The organism is Ruegeria discodermiae (assembly GCF_030758345.1).
Taxonomy (GTDB): Bacteria; Pseudomonadota; Alphaproteobacteria; order Rhodobacterales; family Rhodobacteraceae; genus Ruegeria_C.
This window is the reverse complement of sequence record NZ_JAVAMO010000001.1, coordinates 632,293-647,226: the sequence shown is the minus strand read 5'-3', so window position 1 is coordinate 647,226 and position 14,934 is coordinate 632,293. Positions and strand designations below refer to the sequence as shown.

Annotated in this window: 16 protein-coding genes; 13 read left to right on the top strand and 3 right to left on the bottom strand. The window is 61.3% G+C overall.

Translation table 11 applies throughout. The annotated features are described in order from the left end of the window. Positions 1-15: 15 nt before the first annotated feature. From Q5Y75_RS03235 to Q5Y75_RS03225, 3 genes are read right to left on the bottom strand one after another with little or no spacing between them, the layout of a single operon-like run. The gene (locus Q5Y75_RS03235) at positions 16-732 is read right to left on the bottom strand and encodes an RlmE family RNA methyltransferase (RefSeq protein WP_306194284.1); all 717 of its coding nucleotides are present in this window, start codon (positions 730-732) and stop codon (positions 16-18) included. Positions 733-784: 52 nt separating this feature from the next. Beyond that, complete coding sequence (locus Q5Y75_RS03230) at positions 785-1,120, bottom strand: hypothetical protein (RefSeq protein ID WP_306194282.1); 336 nt, start codon at positions 1,118-1,120, stop codon at positions 785-787. Between the two features lie 17 nt (positions 1,121-1,137). Next, positions 1,138-2,250, bottom strand: a complete 1,113-nt coding sequence (locus Q5Y75_RS03225) for a Ppx/GppA phosphatase family protein (protein ID WP_306194280.1) — start codon at positions 2,248-2,250, stop codon at positions 1,138-1,140. A gap of 243 nt (positions 2,251-2,493) precedes the next feature. On the opposite strand from Q5Y75_RS03225, the gene Q5Y75_RS03220 reads away from it, so the two are divergent. From Q5Y75_RS03220 to phoU, 13 genes are all read left to right on the top strand, one after another. Beyond that, on the top strand, positions 2,494-2,790 hold the full coding sequence (locus tag Q5Y75_RS03220) for a virulence factor (protein ID WP_306194279.1): 297 nt from the start codon (positions 2,494-2,496) through the stop codon (positions 2,788-2,790). 26 nt (positions 2,791-2,816) lie between these two features. Further along, on the top strand, positions 2,817-3,746 hold the full coding sequence (locus Q5Y75_RS03215) for a methylenetetrahydrofolate reductase (RefSeq protein WP_306194277.1): 930 nt from the start codon (positions 2,817-2,819) through the stop codon (positions 3,744-3,746). 10 nt (positions 3,747-3,756) lie between these two features. Next, positions 3,757-4,818, top strand: coding sequence for a methyltetrahydrofolate cobalamin methyltransferase (locus tag Q5Y75_RS03210; protein ID WP_306194274.1), 1,062 nt, complete (start codon positions 3,757-3,759; stop codon positions 4,816-4,818). Between the two features lie 164 nt (positions 4,819-4,982). Continuing rightward, a complete protein-coding gene (locus tag Q5Y75_RS03205; protein WP_306194272.1) occupies positions 4,983-5,873 on the top strand; it encodes a YicC/YloC family endoribonuclease in 891 nt (296 codons plus the stop codon). 12 nt (positions 5,874-5,885) lie between these two features. Next, the gene (gene gmk / locus Q5Y75_RS03200) at positions 5,886-6,527 is read left to right on the top strand and encodes a guanylate kinase (RefSeq protein ID WP_306194269.1); all 642 of its coding nucleotides are present in this window, start codon (positions 5,886-5,888) and stop codon (positions 6,525-6,527) included. Further along, complete coding sequence (locus Q5Y75_RS03195) at positions 6,524-7,048, top strand: gamma carbonic anhydrase family protein (RefSeq protein ID WP_306194268.1); 525 nt, start codon at positions 6,524-6,526, stop codon at positions 7,046-7,048. Before gmk ends, Q5Y75_RS03195 begins: the two co-directional genes overlap by 4 nt. Beyond that, the gene (locus Q5Y75_RS03190) at positions 7,045-8,232 is read left to right on the top strand and encodes a trans-sulfuration enzyme family protein (RefSeq protein WP_306194267.1); all 1,188 of its coding nucleotides are present in this window, start codon (positions 7,045-7,047) and stop codon (positions 8,230-8,232) included. The genes Q5Y75_RS03195 and Q5Y75_RS03190 overlap by 4 nt, the downstream gene beginning before the upstream one ends. Positions 8,233-8,237: 5 nt before the next feature. Beyond that, positions 8,238-9,284 carry an ATP-binding protein gene (locus tag Q5Y75_RS03185; protein ID WP_306195684.1) on the top strand — a complete coding sequence of 349 codons (1,047 nt, stop codon included), beginning with the start codon at positions 8,238-8,240 and terminating at the stop codon, positions 9,282-9,284. A 181-nt stretch (positions 9,285-9,465) separates the two neighbouring features. Continuing rightward, on the top strand, positions 9,466-10,506 hold the full coding sequence (locus Q5Y75_RS03180) for a substrate-binding domain-containing protein (RefSeq protein ID WP_306194263.1): 1,041 nt from the start codon (positions 9,466-9,468) through the stop codon (positions 10,504-10,506). A gap of 80 nt (positions 10,507-10,586) precedes the next feature. Continuing rightward, positions 10,587-12,059, top strand: coding sequence for a phosphate ABC transporter permease subunit PstC (pstC, locus tag Q5Y75_RS03175; RefSeq protein ID WP_306194261.1), 1,473 nt, complete (start codon positions 10,587-10,589; stop codon positions 12,057-12,059). Beyond that, entirely contained in the window at positions 12,056-13,402 is a 1,347-nt protein-coding gene (gene pstA / locus Q5Y75_RS03170; RefSeq protein ID WP_306194260.1) for a phosphate ABC transporter permease PstA, read from the top strand. The genes pstC and pstA overlap by 4 nt, the downstream gene beginning before the upstream one ends. A 14-nt stretch (positions 13,403-13,416) precedes the next feature. Continuing rightward, the gene (gene pstB / locus Q5Y75_RS03165; protein WP_306194258.1) at positions 13,417-14,214 is read left to right on the top strand and encodes a phosphate ABC transporter ATP-binding protein PstB; all 798 of its coding nucleotides are present in this window, start codon (positions 13,417-13,419) and stop codon (positions 14,212-14,214) included. 14 nt (positions 14,215-14,228) lie between these two features. Further along, positions 14,229-14,930, top strand: a complete 702-nt coding sequence (gene phoU, locus Q5Y75_RS03160; RefSeq protein WP_306194255.1) for a phosphate signaling complex protein PhoU — start codon at positions 14,229-14,231, stop codon at positions 14,928-14,930. Positions 14,931-14,934: the final 4 nt, after the last annotated feature.

The following is a 14,934-nucleotide window of genomic DNA, read 5'->3' as shown; positions in this document are numbered from 1 at the left end:
CCCTTGCGCTGAATCCTACCCCCTGTATCCGGTGGCAACCACGAATTTCTCGGAACTGTCCGAGCGTGAGGCGGGGGGTTTCACATTCGCGACCTTGGTGAACTTCTGTTTCAGCAGCTTTTGCAGATCACCTTCAGCCCCACCGGCCAGCACCTTGGCCACGAAGGTGCCGCCCTCATCCAGCACGTCAAAGGCAAAGTAAGCGGCCGCCTCGCATAAGGAGATGATCCGCAAATGGTCGGTCTGCTTGTGTCCGGAAGAGGCTGCCGCCATATCCGACATGACCACATCCGCCTTGCCGCCCAGCCAGTCCTTGACCTGCTGATCGGCATCAACCGCCATGAAATCCAGCACATGCGCCTCGGAACCTGCCACAGGCTCGACCTCTTGCAGGTCGACGCCCAGCACGGTGCCGATGGCCTTACCCGATTTCTCGCCCAGGGCGTTCACCCGTTTGACCGCAACCTGCAGCCAGCCACCGGGCGCGCAGCCCAGATCGACCACCCGCGCACCAGGCACCAGAAAGCGGTATTTGTCGTCCAGTTCCAGAATCTTATAGGCCGCACGTCCGCGATAGCCATCGGCCTGCGCGCGCTTGACATAAGGGTCATTCAACTGTCGTTGCAACCAGCGCGTTGAACTCAGCTTACGCCCGCGCGCGGTCTTGACCTTGACCTTCAGGTCGCGCTGGCCGCGGCCTGATGTGTTCTTTCCGCCCGGCGATTTTGCCATGGGACCAATCTCCTGCAATCTAACTTGTGCTTATCGGCAGGCAGGGTGGGTATCAAGCCATGGCCGCGCCGGGTTCGCGGATCATGATGTCTGGCCACGGAGAGGACGCCCCGCAGACCAACCACCCGACACCGTTCAGCAGCTTGCTGGTCAAAGGCGCCTCTGAGGGTTCATTGGCGTGGAAACTGCGCAGCAGAGCTGCGGCATCTTCGGCTTGTGGCGTGGGCACCTTGATCGCGATGCCACCGATGGCCAGTGCAAAATGGGGCAGCGTGTTGGCAATCTGATAGCCGGGGCACAGCACATCGAAACCTGCTGCTTCCAAGGCGCAGATCGTGGTCGCAGCCGTTGAGGCCCGATAGGTTATGGCGACGGTTGTAAACGACATGTCCCACAAAGGTGGGGTCAGAATGGCCCGTCTTCAAGCACGCCATCCGCGCTCATCTGGGCATAAAGCAGCCCCTCACGCAGGCCCCGGTCTGCAACAGAAAGCCTGTCAGTGGGCCAGAGTCGCAGCAACGCTTGCAGAATGGCCGAACCGGACATGATCAGCGCCTGCCGGTCTTCGCCGATACGCGGGTCCTTGCGGCGACCGTGGGGCCCGAGCTCCAGATAGCCGCGGATCACCTTATCGATCTGATCGCTGGTCATGCGCAACCCGTCCACCTTGGTGCGGTCGTAACGCTTGAGCCCCAGATGCGAGGCGGCCACCGTGGTGACCGTGCCGCTGGTGCCGACGATCTGGAAGCCTTCGCGCGCCTGTTCGTCCTTATAGGGGGCAAAATCGGCCAGGTTCTCCTCGAAAAACCAACTCATCAGCGCAAATCGTGCAGCATCGTCATGCACGTCATTGAACTGATCGCGCAGCGTGGCCACCCCCAGAGGGACAGAAATCCAGTCCACCACCTTGGCGGCGGGGAAGGGGCTGTCGGTGGTGTGGAACCCCGCATGCAGCCGCATGATCGCCGCTGGCCGGTCGCGGCGCGGCACCGAGCTGAGGTCGATCCAGACCAGCTCGGTCGAGCCGCCGCCGATATCGACGACCAGCAATTGCTCGGTCTTGGTCGAGACCAGCGGCGCGCAGGAAATCACCGCCAGCCGCGCCTCTTCCTCGGGTTTGATGATCTCAAGCGTCAGGCCGGTTTCGCGCTTGACCTGATTGGTGAAGTCGCGGGAATTCTTGGCCCGGCGGCAGGCCTCGGTCGCCACCAGTCGCATCCGCGTCACCCGGTTGCGCTTGAGTTTCTGCTGGCAAATCCGCATCGCCTGCACCGTGCGCGCCATGGACGAGCGTGACAGCCGACCGGTCCGTTCCAGACCCGCGCCGAGTTGCACCGATTTCGAGAAGCTGTCTACGACATGAAAACCGCTGCCCAAAGGTTGGGCAATCAGCATGCGGCAACTATTTGTGCCCAGATCCAGCGCCGCATAGAGCGCATCTGGATCCGGCCGGGACGGCGCGGGGGTATCGACCGCTTTCGGGAACGCGCCCGCACCTTTGGGACGCTTGGGCGCCATATCTACACGCCCTCCGATTTCGAGTTACCCCGACCATAGGTTGGGGTTGGGTTTGGCGCAACCCGCTCATGAAGGTCATGAACAATTTGGGCTTTGGCATGGATGGCCATTGCGGTCGGAAATCCGCTAGGCTCGCGCGGGCAGAAAACGTCGCTGTGAAAACGGGACGTGTCGAAATCGAACCGTCCCGCCGTCACAATGGCGGATATCAAGCGCCATAGGAAGTCAGAAGGAATCAGATCTATGCCGGACGTCACCGTGGTCTATTGGCGCGACATTCCCGCCCAGGTTATCGTGGGCAAAGGGCGTCGTGGGGCCAAACGTCAGCTTGAGGAACGGTTCGAGCAGGCCATCGACCGTGCTGCGATGAAGGTGGACGCGAAGGATACGGATGCTTATCTGGCGGAATGGCGCAAGGCCGCTCCTTACACGGTCGAGGGCGATCCGTCCGAGATCGCCGAGGCCGAGGCTATGCGTCTGGAAACGGAGTATGATCAGGATCGCATCAAAGCCCTGATCGCAAATGACGGGTGGGCATGAGCCTACGATCATTGAGGGAGGCCGTGATGGCTCTGCTGAATTTCAAGAAACGCGATGCGGTCGAAACCGGCCCCGTGAACCCCACCGTCGAAGCCTTTCTGCAAGGCTATTCCATCGAGGTGATGCCGCGCACCGCCGAAAAGGTCGAGGATTTTCGCGCGCTGCTGCCCGAGGGCACACGCGTGTATATCGCCCATATCGAAGGTACCCCGATCGAGGACATGGTCAAGACCGCCAAGCGTCTGGCCGATGACGGCTATCCGGTGATGCCGCATTTCCCGGCCCGGATCATCAAGGATGCCGCCACGCTGGAAAACTGGATTGCCATGTATCAGGGCGAGGCGGGCGTCGAGCAGGCGTTGCTGCTGGCCGGTGGTGTCGCCAAGCCCTATGGAGATTTCGACAGCTCGATGCAGCTGATGGAAACCGGGCTCTTCGATAAGGCCGGGTTCAAGCGCCTGCACGTGGCCGGTCACCCCGAGGGCAACAAGGATATCGATCCGGACGGATCGACCAAGAACGTCTTTGAAGCGTTACTCTGGAAACAGAAATTCTCCGAGCGCACGGATGCCGAAATGGCGCTGGCCACGCAGTTCGCGTTCGAGGCCGAGCCGATCATCGAATGGGCCAATGCGGTCAAGGCGGCGGGCGTCGACATTCCGATCCATATCGGCATCGCCGGTCCGGCCAAGCTGCAAACCCTGATCAAGTTTGCGATTGCCTGTGGCGTCGGCCCGTCGCTGAAGGTTCTGCAAAAACGCGCGATGGATGTCTCCAAGTTGCTGCTGCCTTACGAGCCGACCGATGTCGTGACCGAACTGGCCGAATACAAAGCGGCCAACCCGGACTTCAACATCACCAATGTCCACTTCTTCCCGCTTGGCGGCATCAAGACCAATGCCAACTGGGCAATCAAGAATGGCGGCGAGAGCACCCGCCCCGCAAACCCGGCGTGAAAGGCCTGACATGACGCAGACAATCGTAGAAAGCAAAACAAAAACAGCGATCATCGGCTTTGACCAGCCGTTCTGCGTGATCGGTGAGCGGATCAACCCGACAGGCCGCAAGAAACTGGCCGCCGAACTTGAGGCGGGCGACTTCTCGACCGTCGAAAAGGACGCGGTGGCGCAGGTGGCCGCAGGCGCGACCGTGCTCGATATCAATGCGGGCGTGGTTTATAACTCCAACCCCAACCCGAACGAGACCGAGCCGCCGCTGATGCGCAAGATCGTCGAGCTGGTGCAGGGGCTGGTCGATGTGCCGCTCTGTATCGATTCATCGGTGCCCGGCGCGCTTGAGGCGGGGCTGGAGGTTTGTGAGGGCCGCCCGCTCTTGAACTCGGTCACCGGCGAGGAAGAGCGGCTGGAACAGATCCTGCCGCTGGTCAAGAAATACAACGTGCCGGTGGTGGCGATCTCGAATGACGATACCGGTATTTCCGAAGATCCCGACGTGCGCTTTGCCGTGGCCAAAAAGATTGTCGAACGCGCCGCCGATTTTGGCATACCGGCGCATGACATCGTGGTGGACCCGCTGGTGATGCCGGTGGGTGCGATGGGCACGGCCGGGCTGCAGGTCTTTGCCCTGGTGCGCCGCCTGCGCGAAGAGCTGGGCGTGAACACCACTTGCGGCGCGTCCAACATCTCGTTCGGCCTGCCCAACCGTCATGGTATCAACAACGCGTTTTTGCCGATGGCGATGGGCGCGGGCATGACATCGGCCATCATGAACCCGGTGGCGCTGCCCATCGGTCCAAAGAAGATCGCCGAAAAGCGCGCCGAGGTCGAAGCGGCGGGCATCATCCTGCCCGAGGCGATGGATGACGAAGCCTTTGTTCAGATGTTTGGCATGGGTTCGACCCTGCCGCGCGCGGGCAAAGAGATGGAGGCCATCCGCGCCGCCAACTTCCTGACCAACAATGACCCGCATGGCGGCGAATGGATCAAGGCCAACAAAGTACCCGCCAAGGCCGGAGAAGAGGGCCGCGGGCGGGGCGGGCGTGCTGGCGGACGTCGCCGCCGCGCATAAGGCTTTGACCTGAAAGGATTGAAAGGCCGGGTATTACGCCCGGCCTTTGGTGTTTCAGCACGACGCGACATGGTCAGTCGACGCGGCTTTTCGCGCGGCTCGGGGCTTGCTCTGGGCAGGCGATTGCCATTAGGTGCAACGACCTGCCGCAGTTGAGGATTGTGATGATCAAGTCGATGACCGGGTTCGCCTCCAGCAAGGGGGAACATGCGCCCTTCTCCTGGAGCTGGGAATTGCGCAGCGTCAACGCCAAGGGGCTGGATCTGCGGCTGCGGGTGCCCGACTGGCTGGACGGGCTGGAGGCCGCGCTACGGCCCATGCTGGCAAAGTCGGTCGCGCGCGGCAATATCACCCTGTCGCTTCGCCTCAGCCGCAACGAAGAGGGCGCGGCATTGTCGCTCAATCACGATGTCCTGACCGCCACGTTAGAGGCGTTGCACGAGATCGAGGTCGAGGCGATGGCGCGCGGGATCACCTTTGCGCCGTCAAAGGCCAGCGACCTTCTGTCTGTGCGCGGCATTCTGGAGGCGGGCGCAGGCGAAGAGGATCAGGCCCCGCTGGTCGCACAGCTGAAATCGGAATTCGAGGCGCTGGTTCAGGCCTTTGTTCAGATGCGGGCCACCGAAGGCGCAGCCCTGGCCGAGCTGCTGGACGGGCAGCTGACGCGGATCGCAGAGCTGACCACACAGGCCGCAAGCGTCGCCGAGGCCCGCAAAGAGGCCATGGCCGACACGCTGAAAGCTAATCTGGCCAAGATTCTGGAAAACACCGACGGGGCCGACCCGGACCGGGTCGCGCAGGAATTGGCGATCCTCACGGTCAAGGCGGATGTGACCGAAGAGATCGACCGGCTTGGCGCACATATCAAGGCCGCCCGCGATCTTGTCGCAAAAGGCGGCGCGGTGGGGCGCAAGCTGGATTTCCTGATGCAAGAGTTCAACCGCGAGGCCAATACGCTCTGCTCGAAATCTCAGAACACCGATCTGACGGCGATTGGGCTGGACCTCAAGGCGGTGATCGACCAGATGCGGGAACAGGTACAGAATGTCGAATAAAGGACGCTTCGCATGACCAACAGACGCGGGTTGCTGATCATCCTGTCCTCGCCCTCGGGCGCGGGGAAATCAACCCTGGCCCGGCGGCTGATGGAATGGGACACAAGTCTGGAATTTTCGGTCTCGGCCACCACGCGTGCGCCGCGTAACGGCGAGCGGGACGGACGTGAATACCACTTCATGAGCGAAGAGGGCTTCAAACAGACCGTTGCCGATGGCGATATGCTGGAACACGCCCATGTGTTCGGCAATTTCTATGGCACGCCCGCTGCCCCTGTCCGCGCGGCAATTGATGCCGGGAACGACGTTCTGTTCGACGTGGACTGGCAGGGTGACATTCAGATCCGCAACTCGGACCTCGGCAAGCACGCGCTGTCGATCTTCATCCTGCCCCCGTCGATCCGCGAGCTGCGGCGAAGGCTGGAAACCCGCGCACAGGACAGCGAAGAGGTGATCGGCAAGCGGATGCTCAAAAGCTGGGACGAGATCAGCCATTGGGGCTACTACGAATATGTGCTGATCAATGATGACCTGGACGAGACCGAAGAACGGCTGAAAACCATCATCAGCGCCGAGCGGATGCGCCGCATTCAGCAACCTACGCTGCAAAGCCATGTGCGCAATCTGCAAACCCAGTTCGAGGAACTGACATGACACTTTACGCTCTGGACGGCCACGCGCCGGATATCCACGAAGACACCTGGATCGCCCCCGGCACGCATCTGATCGGCAAGGTGGTGCTGGAGGAGGGGGCCTCGGTCTGGTTCGGCTGCACCATTCGCGCCGATCACGAAGAGATTCGCGTGGGCGCGGGCAGCAATGTCCAGGAAAACGTGGTCATGCATATCGACCCGGGCTTCCCGCTGAGTATCGGGCGGAACTGCACCATTGGGCACAAGGCCATGCTGCATGGCTGCACCATCGGCGACAACTCCTTAATCGGGATGGGCGCAACGGTTCTGAATGGTGCGAAGATCGGCAAGAACTGCCTGATTGGGGCAGGGGCTTTGATTACGGAAAACAAAGAGATACCGGACAACTCCCTGGTGATGGGCGCGCCGGGCAAGGTGGTGCGCGAGTTGGACGAGGCCGCAGCGCAGAAATTGACCCTGAGCGCAATGGTTTATCAGAAGAACATGCGGCGTTTCCGTGACGGGATGGTTGAGGTGACATGAGCCGAAACGAAAAGGGCTCGATCATCCGGCCCGATCCGCTGCCAGAAAGCGCCAGTCGGCCTGTCGCCACGCCGCTAAGCCCATCGGTGGTCTATGCCTCGGACACGCCCGATGCGCTGGACGACCAATATGAGGGCCGCGTGCAGGGCTATACCTACTCGCGCGAGGGGCATCCCAATGCCGATGTGGTGGCCAAGCGGCTGGATGCGATGGAGGGGGCCTCGGGCGGTATTGTGACCGGGTCCGGCATGGGGGCTGTGACAGCGGCGCTCATGGGGTTGCTCTCGACAGGCGATCATGTGATTGGCGGCAGTCAGCTTTATGGGCGATCGCTGCGTCTGATGAAGGAAGACCTGCCACGTCTGGGCATTGCGACGACACTGGCGGACTCGGGCGATATCGACGCGATGCGCGCTGCGATCCGGCCCGAGACGCGAATGATCCTGGTCGAGGTCGTCTCGAACCCGGCGCTGAACGTGGCCGATATTCAAGGGCTGGCGGCGTTGTGCCAGGAACGCGGCATCCTGCTGATGGTGGACAACACCTTTACCACGCCGCGTGCGTTCCGGCCGCTGGATCATGGCGCTGATATCGTGCTGCATTCGATCACCAAGCTGCTGGCCGGGCATTCCGACGTGATGCTGGGCTATGCGGTGGCGCGCGATCCGGAGCTGAGCGACCGCATGCGCGTGTTCTCGGTCACCACCGGACTGACCCCCAGCCCGTTTGATTGCTGGCTGGCCGAACGCGGCATGCTGTCTTTTGATCTGCGCTTTGACCGGGCGCAGGGCAGCGCGGCGTCACTCGCCGATCATCTTGCGACGCTGCCGGGCGTCAAACGCGTGCTCTACCCAACACGCCCTGATCATCCCGATCATGCCCGCGCCATGACATTGCTGAACGGGCAGGGCTGTAACATGGTCAGCTTTGAGCTGGACGGCGGCCGCGCTGCCGCCAATGCTTTCACCCGCGCAGCGGATGGTTTGAGTTTTGCGCCAACGCTGGGCGATGTCGGCACCACCCTGTCACACCCCGCCTCCTCCTCTCACCGCGCCCTCAGCGTGGAAGAGCGCGCGGCGCGTGGTTTGACCGAGGGGTTCTTTCGGGTCTCCGTCGGTCTGGAAGACCCGGACCTGCTGAAGGATATCTTCTCGCAGGCCATTGCTGAGGCCACCGGATCATGACTCCGCTGCCCGAGGAAACCATACGAGGGCTTTTGGCCGGAATTCCGCTGGTGGCGCTGATCGTCGACCCTGCCGAGCGGATCATCGGCGCAAATGCCGAGGCGCAGGCGCTGCTGGGGCGCCAGATCGTCGGCAGGCATTTCGCCACCATCCTGCGTCAACCCCCGGTGATCGACGCGCTGGAGCGTTGCCTGCAACGCCGCGAGGCGACGCGCACGCGGCTGCTCTCCAATGCCGGTGGGCAGGACACCACCTTCGATGTCTCTTGCCGCTACATTCCCGATCTGGGCGCGCTGCTGTGTTTCACCGACGTGACCCCGATGGAAAAAGCGGGGCAGATGCGGCGCGATTTTGTCGCCAATGTCAGCCACGAATTGCGCACTCCGCTGACCGCGCTGATGGGCTTCATCGAAACCCTGCGCGGCCCAGCCCGCGACGACGGTGTCGCGCGCGAGCGGTTTCTGCAGATTATGGAGGGAGAGGCCAGCCGGATGAACCGTCTGGTTGGTGACCTGCTGTCGCTGAACCGGGTCGAAAGCCAGGAACGGGTGCGCCCTAGCGAAGAGGTGGACCTGAGCGCGCTGCTGAAATCGACGCTGAACTCGATCAAGCCGCTGTCCGAAGAAGCGGGCGTTGTGATGAATCTGACCACGCCCGACAATCCGGTTCTGATCGCGGGCGATCCCGATCAGCTGCGTCAGGTCTTCACCAACCTGATCGAGAACGCGATCAAATATGGCGGCAGTGGCGGCGTTGTCGACATCTCGCTGACCTCGAAGGAGCGCGATCCAACCCTGCGCGCGCCATCGGCACGCATTCTGGTGGCGGACAAGGGGCCGGGCATCGACCCGATCCATCTGCCGCGCCTGACCGAGCGCTTCTATCGCGCCGACAGCCACCGCTCGCGCGAGCTTGGCGGAACCGGGCTGGGGCTTGCCATCGTCAAACATATCATCAATCGCCATCGCGGCCGCCTGCGGATCGAAAGCGAATTGGGGCAAGGAACCAAGTTTACAGTTATCCTGCCGCAAGGGAATGTAACGGAGATCTAAGGTATCCGTTCAAAATCAATGCCTTATTGGAATGAAGGCATTTTAACTTATTTCCCACAAAACCCCGATTGTCATACTCCTGTTACAAACCTGTCACAAAAGGCAAACGCAGCGCGGCTAGCTACCGCGACGAGATCATCATGGGGGTGATCGCTGCACATTCTTTACCAAGGAGACTTGAATGTCCTTTGTGAAACTTTCCGCCTCTGCACTGGCCATCGCTGCTGTTTCGGCAACTGCTGCTGCCGCGCGTGATCAGGTTCAGGTTGCCGGTTCGTCGACTGTTCTGCCCTACGCCTCGATCGTTGCCGAAGCCTTTGGCGAAAACTTCGACTTCCCGACACCGGTCGTGGAATCGGGTGGCTCGTCGGCGGGTCTGAAGCGGTTCTGCGAAGGTGTGGGCGAAAACACCATCGACGTGGCCAACGCCTCGCGCAAGATCAAGGACTCCGAGATCGCCAAATGCGCCGAAGCAGGCGTGACCGACATCATCGAAGTGCGCATCGGCTATGACGGCATCGTCTTTGCCAGCGACATCGCCGGCAACTCCTACGAGTTCACGCCAGATGACTGGTTCCTGGCGCTGTCAGACAAGGTGCTGGTTGATGGTGAACTGGTCGACAATCCGAACGTGACCTGGGCCGACGTGAACCCGAACTTCCCGGCCGTCGACATCCAGGCCTTCATCCCGGGCACCAAGCACGGCACCCGCGAAGTGTTCGAAGACAAGGTGATCCTGGCGGGCTGCGAGCACACCGGTGCCTTCGACGCGCTGAAAGCCGCAAATGGCGACGACAAGAAAGCCGCCGAGAAAGCCTGTATTGGTCTGCGCACCGATGGCAAATCGGTCGATATCGACGGCGACTACACCGAGACGCTGGCGCGTATCGAAAGCAACAAGGACGGCATCGGCGTCTTTGGTCTGGCCTTCTACGAGAATAACACCGACAAGCTGCAGGTTGCGACCATGTCGGGCATCGTTCCTTCGACCGAGTCGATTGCAACCGGCGAATACCCGGTCTCGCGCCCGCTGTTCTTCTACGTCAAGAAAGCACATATCGGCGTGATCCCCGGCCTTAAAGAATATGCCGAGTTCTTTGTCGCGGATGAGATCGCAGGCCCCGACGGCCCGCTGGCCGAATATGGCCTGGTGTCGGACCCCGAGCTGAGCGACACCCAGGGCGCCGTCGCGGATGAGGCGGTTCTGGGCGGCAATTCCTAATCGGAACGCCCAAATGACTTGGCCGGGGCGGGTTGATCGCCCCGGCATTTCCCCTTCCTTCGACAACGGATTGTGAACCGATGCCGACACTTTGGCTGGTCGTTTCGGTGCTTGTTCTCGCCGCTATCGGGTATGTGCTGGGCCGCAAACGCGCCCTGCAATCTGCCGGTGGCGACGTGCGGGCGCTGCACTCGCTTCCCAACTACTACGGTCTGAACGTTGCTTTTGCGGCGTTGATCCCGGCCCTGGGCGTTCTGCTCATCTGGTTGCTCGCGCAGCCGATGATCGTCGAAAACTCGGTTTCGGGGCTGATCCCGGACGAGGCGATCCCTGAGGATTCGACCCGCGGTCTGGTCATGTCTGATGTGCGCCGGGTTGCCAGCGGTCTGGATTTTGCCGTCGAGCAGGGCGCGATGACACTGGCGGAGTCGCAATCTCTCAAAGCCGAAGCCGGTGATATCCGCGCACGGCTCGGTGAGGTCGGCGTCGCACTTGGGGCCGAGGTTGAAGCCGAAGTGTTAGATGCCGCGCAGCGCTACCGGCAGATGACCACAACCGGCACACATGCGATGACATTGATCGTCGCGCTGCTGGCAGTGGCCGGTCTGGCGATTGCCTATGCGCGCACCCACAAGGATTTCCGCGCCCGCAACGTGGTCGAGCGCGGCATTCTGGTCCTGCTGATCCTGGCGGCGTCGCTGGCGATCCTGACCACGGTTGGCATCGTCTTTTCGATGCTGTTCGAGACGATGAATTTCTTCGGCCTGCATTCGTGGAAGGATTTCTTCTTCGGTGGCACCTGGGCGCCGAACTTCCGGGGCGATTCAGAACTGTCGATCCTGCCGCTCTTGTGGGGCACCCTTTATATCTCGTTCGTCGCGCTGCTGGTCGCGGTGCCGATCGGTTTGTTTGCGGCGATTTATCTGGCCGAATATGCCAACAAAGCGACCCGCAGTTTCGCAAAGCCGCTGCTGGAAATCCTCGCCGGTATCCCCACCATCGTTTACGGCCTGTTTGCGCTGCTGACCGTTGGTCCGATGCTGGTCGATTTCTTTGGCAAAGGCGGGTTTCTGGGCGTCGAATGGATGGCCGGGGCAACCTCGGTCCTGACGGCGGGCGTGGTGATGGGCATCATGTTGATCCCCTTCGTGTCCTCGCTGTCAGACGACATCATCAACGCGGTACCGCAGTCGATGCGCGACGGCTCTCTGGGCCTCGGGGCAACCAAATCCGAAACCGTGCGGCAGGTCGTTTTGCCCGCGGCCCTGCCGGGGATCGTCGGCGCGGTGCTGCTGGCCGCGTCGCGCGCCATCGGTGAGACCATGATCGTTGTGATGGGCGCGGGTGCGATTGCGAAATTCGCGCTCAATCCGCTGGAATCGATGACGACGATCACCACACGGATCGTCAGCCAGTTGACCGGGGATACCGACTTTGCCAGCCCCGAGACGTTGGTGGCCTTTGCGCTGGGGCTGACCCTGTTCGTTCTGACGCTGGGGCTCAACATTCTGGCGCTTTACATCGTGCGCAAATACCGGGAGCAGTACGAATGACCGATATCAGTCAAAGCGGCGCGCCCAAACACGCAAGCTCGCTATTGTCCAAAGACGCGCGCACCGCAAAGCGCAACCGGGCGGAAAGCCGGTTCAAGCTCTACGGCATTCTTGCGATTGCGGTTGGCCTACTGATGCTGATCACGCTGGTCTACAACATTGTCAGCCGTGGCACCGGGGCATTCACGCAGACCTTCGTCACGCTGGACGTAACGCTGGCCGAGGACAAGCTGGACAAGAACGGCAACCGCAACCTTGATGAGATCAAGAAGGTCTCGACCTTCGGATACGCACCGCTGATCAAGGACGCGATCAGCAGCGAGGTCGAGAAGCTGGGCATCCAGACCGATCTGTCGGCCAAGGATCAGGCTGCCATCCTGTCCAAAAGTGCAGCGGCGCAGCTGCGTGACTATGTGATCGCCAACCCCGACAAGATCGGAGAAACGGTTCAATTCCGCTTCCTCGCCAATTCGCGCGTTGATGGCTACATGAAAGGCCGGGTCAGCCGCGAGAGCATCGCCAATGACAAGTCGATCTCACCGGCGCAACTGGATTTCGTGGATCAACTGGTGGCGGATGGCGTGATCGTCAAATCCTTCAACCTGGATTTCATTTTTGGTGCGGATGCCTCCGACCAGCGGCCTGAGGCTGCGGGGATCGGGGTGTCGATGATCGGCTCGCTCTTCATGATGCTGGTGGTTCTGGCCCTGGCGCTGCCCATCGGCGTGGCCGCCTCGATCTATCTGGAGGAGTTTGCACCGAAGAACTGGATCACCGATATCATCGAGGTCAATATCTCGAACCTGGCGGCGGTGCCCTCCATCGTGTTCGGTATTCTGGGCCTAGCGGTCTTCATCAACTACATGCACCTGCCGATGTCAGCCCCGCTGGTGGGTGGCCTGGTGCTGACGCTGATGACACTGCCGACCATCATCATCTCGACGCGCGCCTCGCTGAAGGCTGTGCCGCCCAGCATCCGCGATGCCGCTCTTGGGGTCGGGGCTTCGAAGATGCAGTCGGTGTTCCACCACGTGCTGCCGCTGGCTGCGCCGGGCATCCTGACCGGTACCATCATCGGGCTGGCGCAGGCGCTGGGGGAAACCGCACCGCTTTTGCTGATCGGCATGGTGGGCTTTATCGCCTCGAACGCGCCGGACAGCGTCGCAAGCGGGCTGCTGTCACCGAACTCGGCCATGCCTGCCCAGATCTATGAATGGGCCAAACGGGCCGACCCGGCGTTTTATGAACGCGCCTGGGGTGGCATTATCATCCTGCTGATCTTTCTTGTAACAATGAACACTGTGGCCGTAATCCTGCGTCGCCGCTTTGAGCGCCGCTGGTAATGGAGGGGCACGATATGAACGATATGGCACGAGTGGAGAGAGTTGTGGACACTGGCCAAGCCAAGATCACCGCCAGCGACGTACAAGTCCATTATGGCGACACCCACGCCATCAAGGATGTGAACGTAAACATCGGCGACAAGACGGTCACCGCCTTCATCGGCCCGTCGGGCTGCGGCAAGTCGACCTTTCTGCGCTGCCTGAACCGGATGAACGACACGATTGATGTCTGCCGCGTCAAGGGCAACATTCTGCTGGATGGTGAGGATATCTATGACAAGCGGGTCGACCCGGTGCAATTGCGCGCCAAGGTCGGCATGGTTTTTCAAAAGCCCAATCCGTTTCCCAAGTCGATCTATGATAATGTGGCCTATGGCCCGCGCATTCACGGTCTGGCCAAGAACAAGGCAGAACTGGATGAGATCGTTGAGAAATCCCTGCGTCGCGGCGCGATTTGGAACGAAGTCAAGGACCGTCTGGATGCGCCGGGCACCGGCCTGTCGGGTGGCCAGCAGCAGCGCCTGTGCATCGCCCGCGCCGTTGCCACCGAGCCCGAGGTTCTGCTGATGGACGAGCCCTGTTCGGCGCTTGACCCCATCGCGACCGCCCAAGTCGAGGAGCTGATTGACGAGCTGCGCCAGCGCTATTCGGTGGTCATCGTGACTCACTCGATGCAGCAGGCCGCGCGGGTCAGCCAGAAGACCGCGTTTTTCCATCTGGGCAATCTTGTCGAGTTCGGCGAGACCGGCCAGATATTCACCAATCCGCAGGACCCGCGGACCGAAAGCTATATCACCGGGCGCATCGGCTAGGGAAAGTCATGACCATGTCAGAACAACATATCGCATCCGCTTTCGACCGTGAGCTTGAGTCGATCCAGGCACATATCATGAAGATGGGCGGCCTGGTCGAAGCAGCCATCGGCGCCTCGGCGGCATCGCTGGAAACCCGCGATGAGGAACTGGCGCTGAAAGTGCGGGCCGATGACAAGGCCATCGACGCGCTGGAAGAGGTGATCGACGAGGAAGCCGCGCGGCTGATCGCCCTGCGCGCGCCCACCGCGATCGATCTGCGGTTGGTGTTGTCGGTGCTGAAAGTTGCGGGCAACCTGGAGCGGATCGGCGATTACGCCAAGAACATCGCCAAGCGCAACACTGTGCTGATCACTGTGCCGCCAGTCAATGACAGCGCCGCATCCCTGCGCCGCATGGCGCGCGAGGTCGAGGGGATGCTGAAAGACGCGCTCGATTCCTATATCCAGCGCGATGCCGAACTGGCCGCCGATGTGATTGAACGCGACCGTGAGGTCGACCAGATGTACAATGCGCTGTTCCGCGAGTTCCTGACCTTCATGGCGGAAGAGCCGCGCAGCATAACGTCCTGTATGCATTTGCATTTCATCGCCAAGAACATCGAGCGTATGGGTGATCACGTCACCTCAATCGCCGAGCAGGTGATCTATCTGGTTACTGGCGCGCGGCCTGACGAGGCACGCCCCAAAGCAGACAAAACCTCGCTGACAGTATAAGGAT

Bases quoted from the DNA above. Each gene is read 5' to 3' on its own strand.
- Q5Y75_RS03190 (WP_306194267.1), top strand. From the start codon at position 7,045: ATGAGCCGAAACGAAAAGGGCTCGATCATCCGGCCCGATCCGCTGCCA.
- Q5Y75_RS03205 (WP_306194272.1), top strand. From the start codon at position 4,983: ATGATCAAGTCGATGACCGGGTTCGCCTCCAGCAAGGGGGAACATGCG.
- Q5Y75_RS03225 (WP_306194280.1), bottom strand. From the start codon at position 2,250: ATGGCGCCCAAGCGTCCCAAAGGTGCGGGCGCGTTCCCGAAAGCGGTC.
- phoU (WP_306194255.1), top strand. From the start codon at position 14,229: ATGTCAGAACAACATATCGCATCCGCTTTCGACCGTGAGCTTGAGTCG.
- Q5Y75_RS03220 (WP_306194279.1), top strand. From the start codon at position 2,494: ATGCCGGACGTCACCGTGGTCTATTGGCGCGACATTCCCGCCCAGGTT.
- Q5Y75_RS03210 (WP_306194274.1), top strand. From the start codon at position 3,757: ATGACGCAGACAATCGTAGAAAGCAAAACAAAAACAGCGATCATCGGC.
- Q5Y75_RS03230 (WP_306194282.1), bottom strand. From the start codon at position 1,120: ATGTCGTTTACAACCGTCGCCATAACCTATCGGGCCTCAACGGCTGCG.
- pstB (WP_306194258.1), top strand. From the start codon at position 13,417: ATGAACGATATGGCACGAGTGGAGAGAGTTGTGGACACTGGCCAAGCC.
- pstA (WP_306194260.1), top strand. From the start codon at position 12,056: ATGACCGATATCAGTCAAAGCGGCGCGCCCAAACACGCAAGCTCGCTA.
- Q5Y75_RS03215 (WP_306194277.1), top strand. From the start codon at position 2,817: ATGGCTCTGCTGAATTTCAAGAAACGCGATGCGGTCGAAACCGGCCCC.
- Q5Y75_RS03180 (WP_306194263.1), top strand. From the start codon at position 9,466: ATGTCCTTTGTGAAACTTTCCGCCTCTGCACTGGCCATCGCTGCTGTT.
- pstC (WP_306194261.1), top strand. From the start codon at position 10,587: ATGCCGACACTTTGGCTGGTCGTTTCGGTGCTTGTTCTCGCCGCTATC.
- Q5Y75_RS03235 (WP_306194284.1), bottom strand. From the start codon at position 732: ATGGCAAAATCGCCGGGCGGAAAGAACACATCAGGCCGCGGCCAGCGC.
- Q5Y75_RS03195 (WP_306194268.1), top strand. From the start codon at position 6,524: ATGACACTTTACGCTCTGGACGGCCACGCGCCGGATATCCACGAAGAC.
- gmk (WP_306194269.1), top strand. From the start codon at position 5,886: ATGACCAACAGACGCGGGTTGCTGATCATCCTGTCCTCGCCCTCGGGC.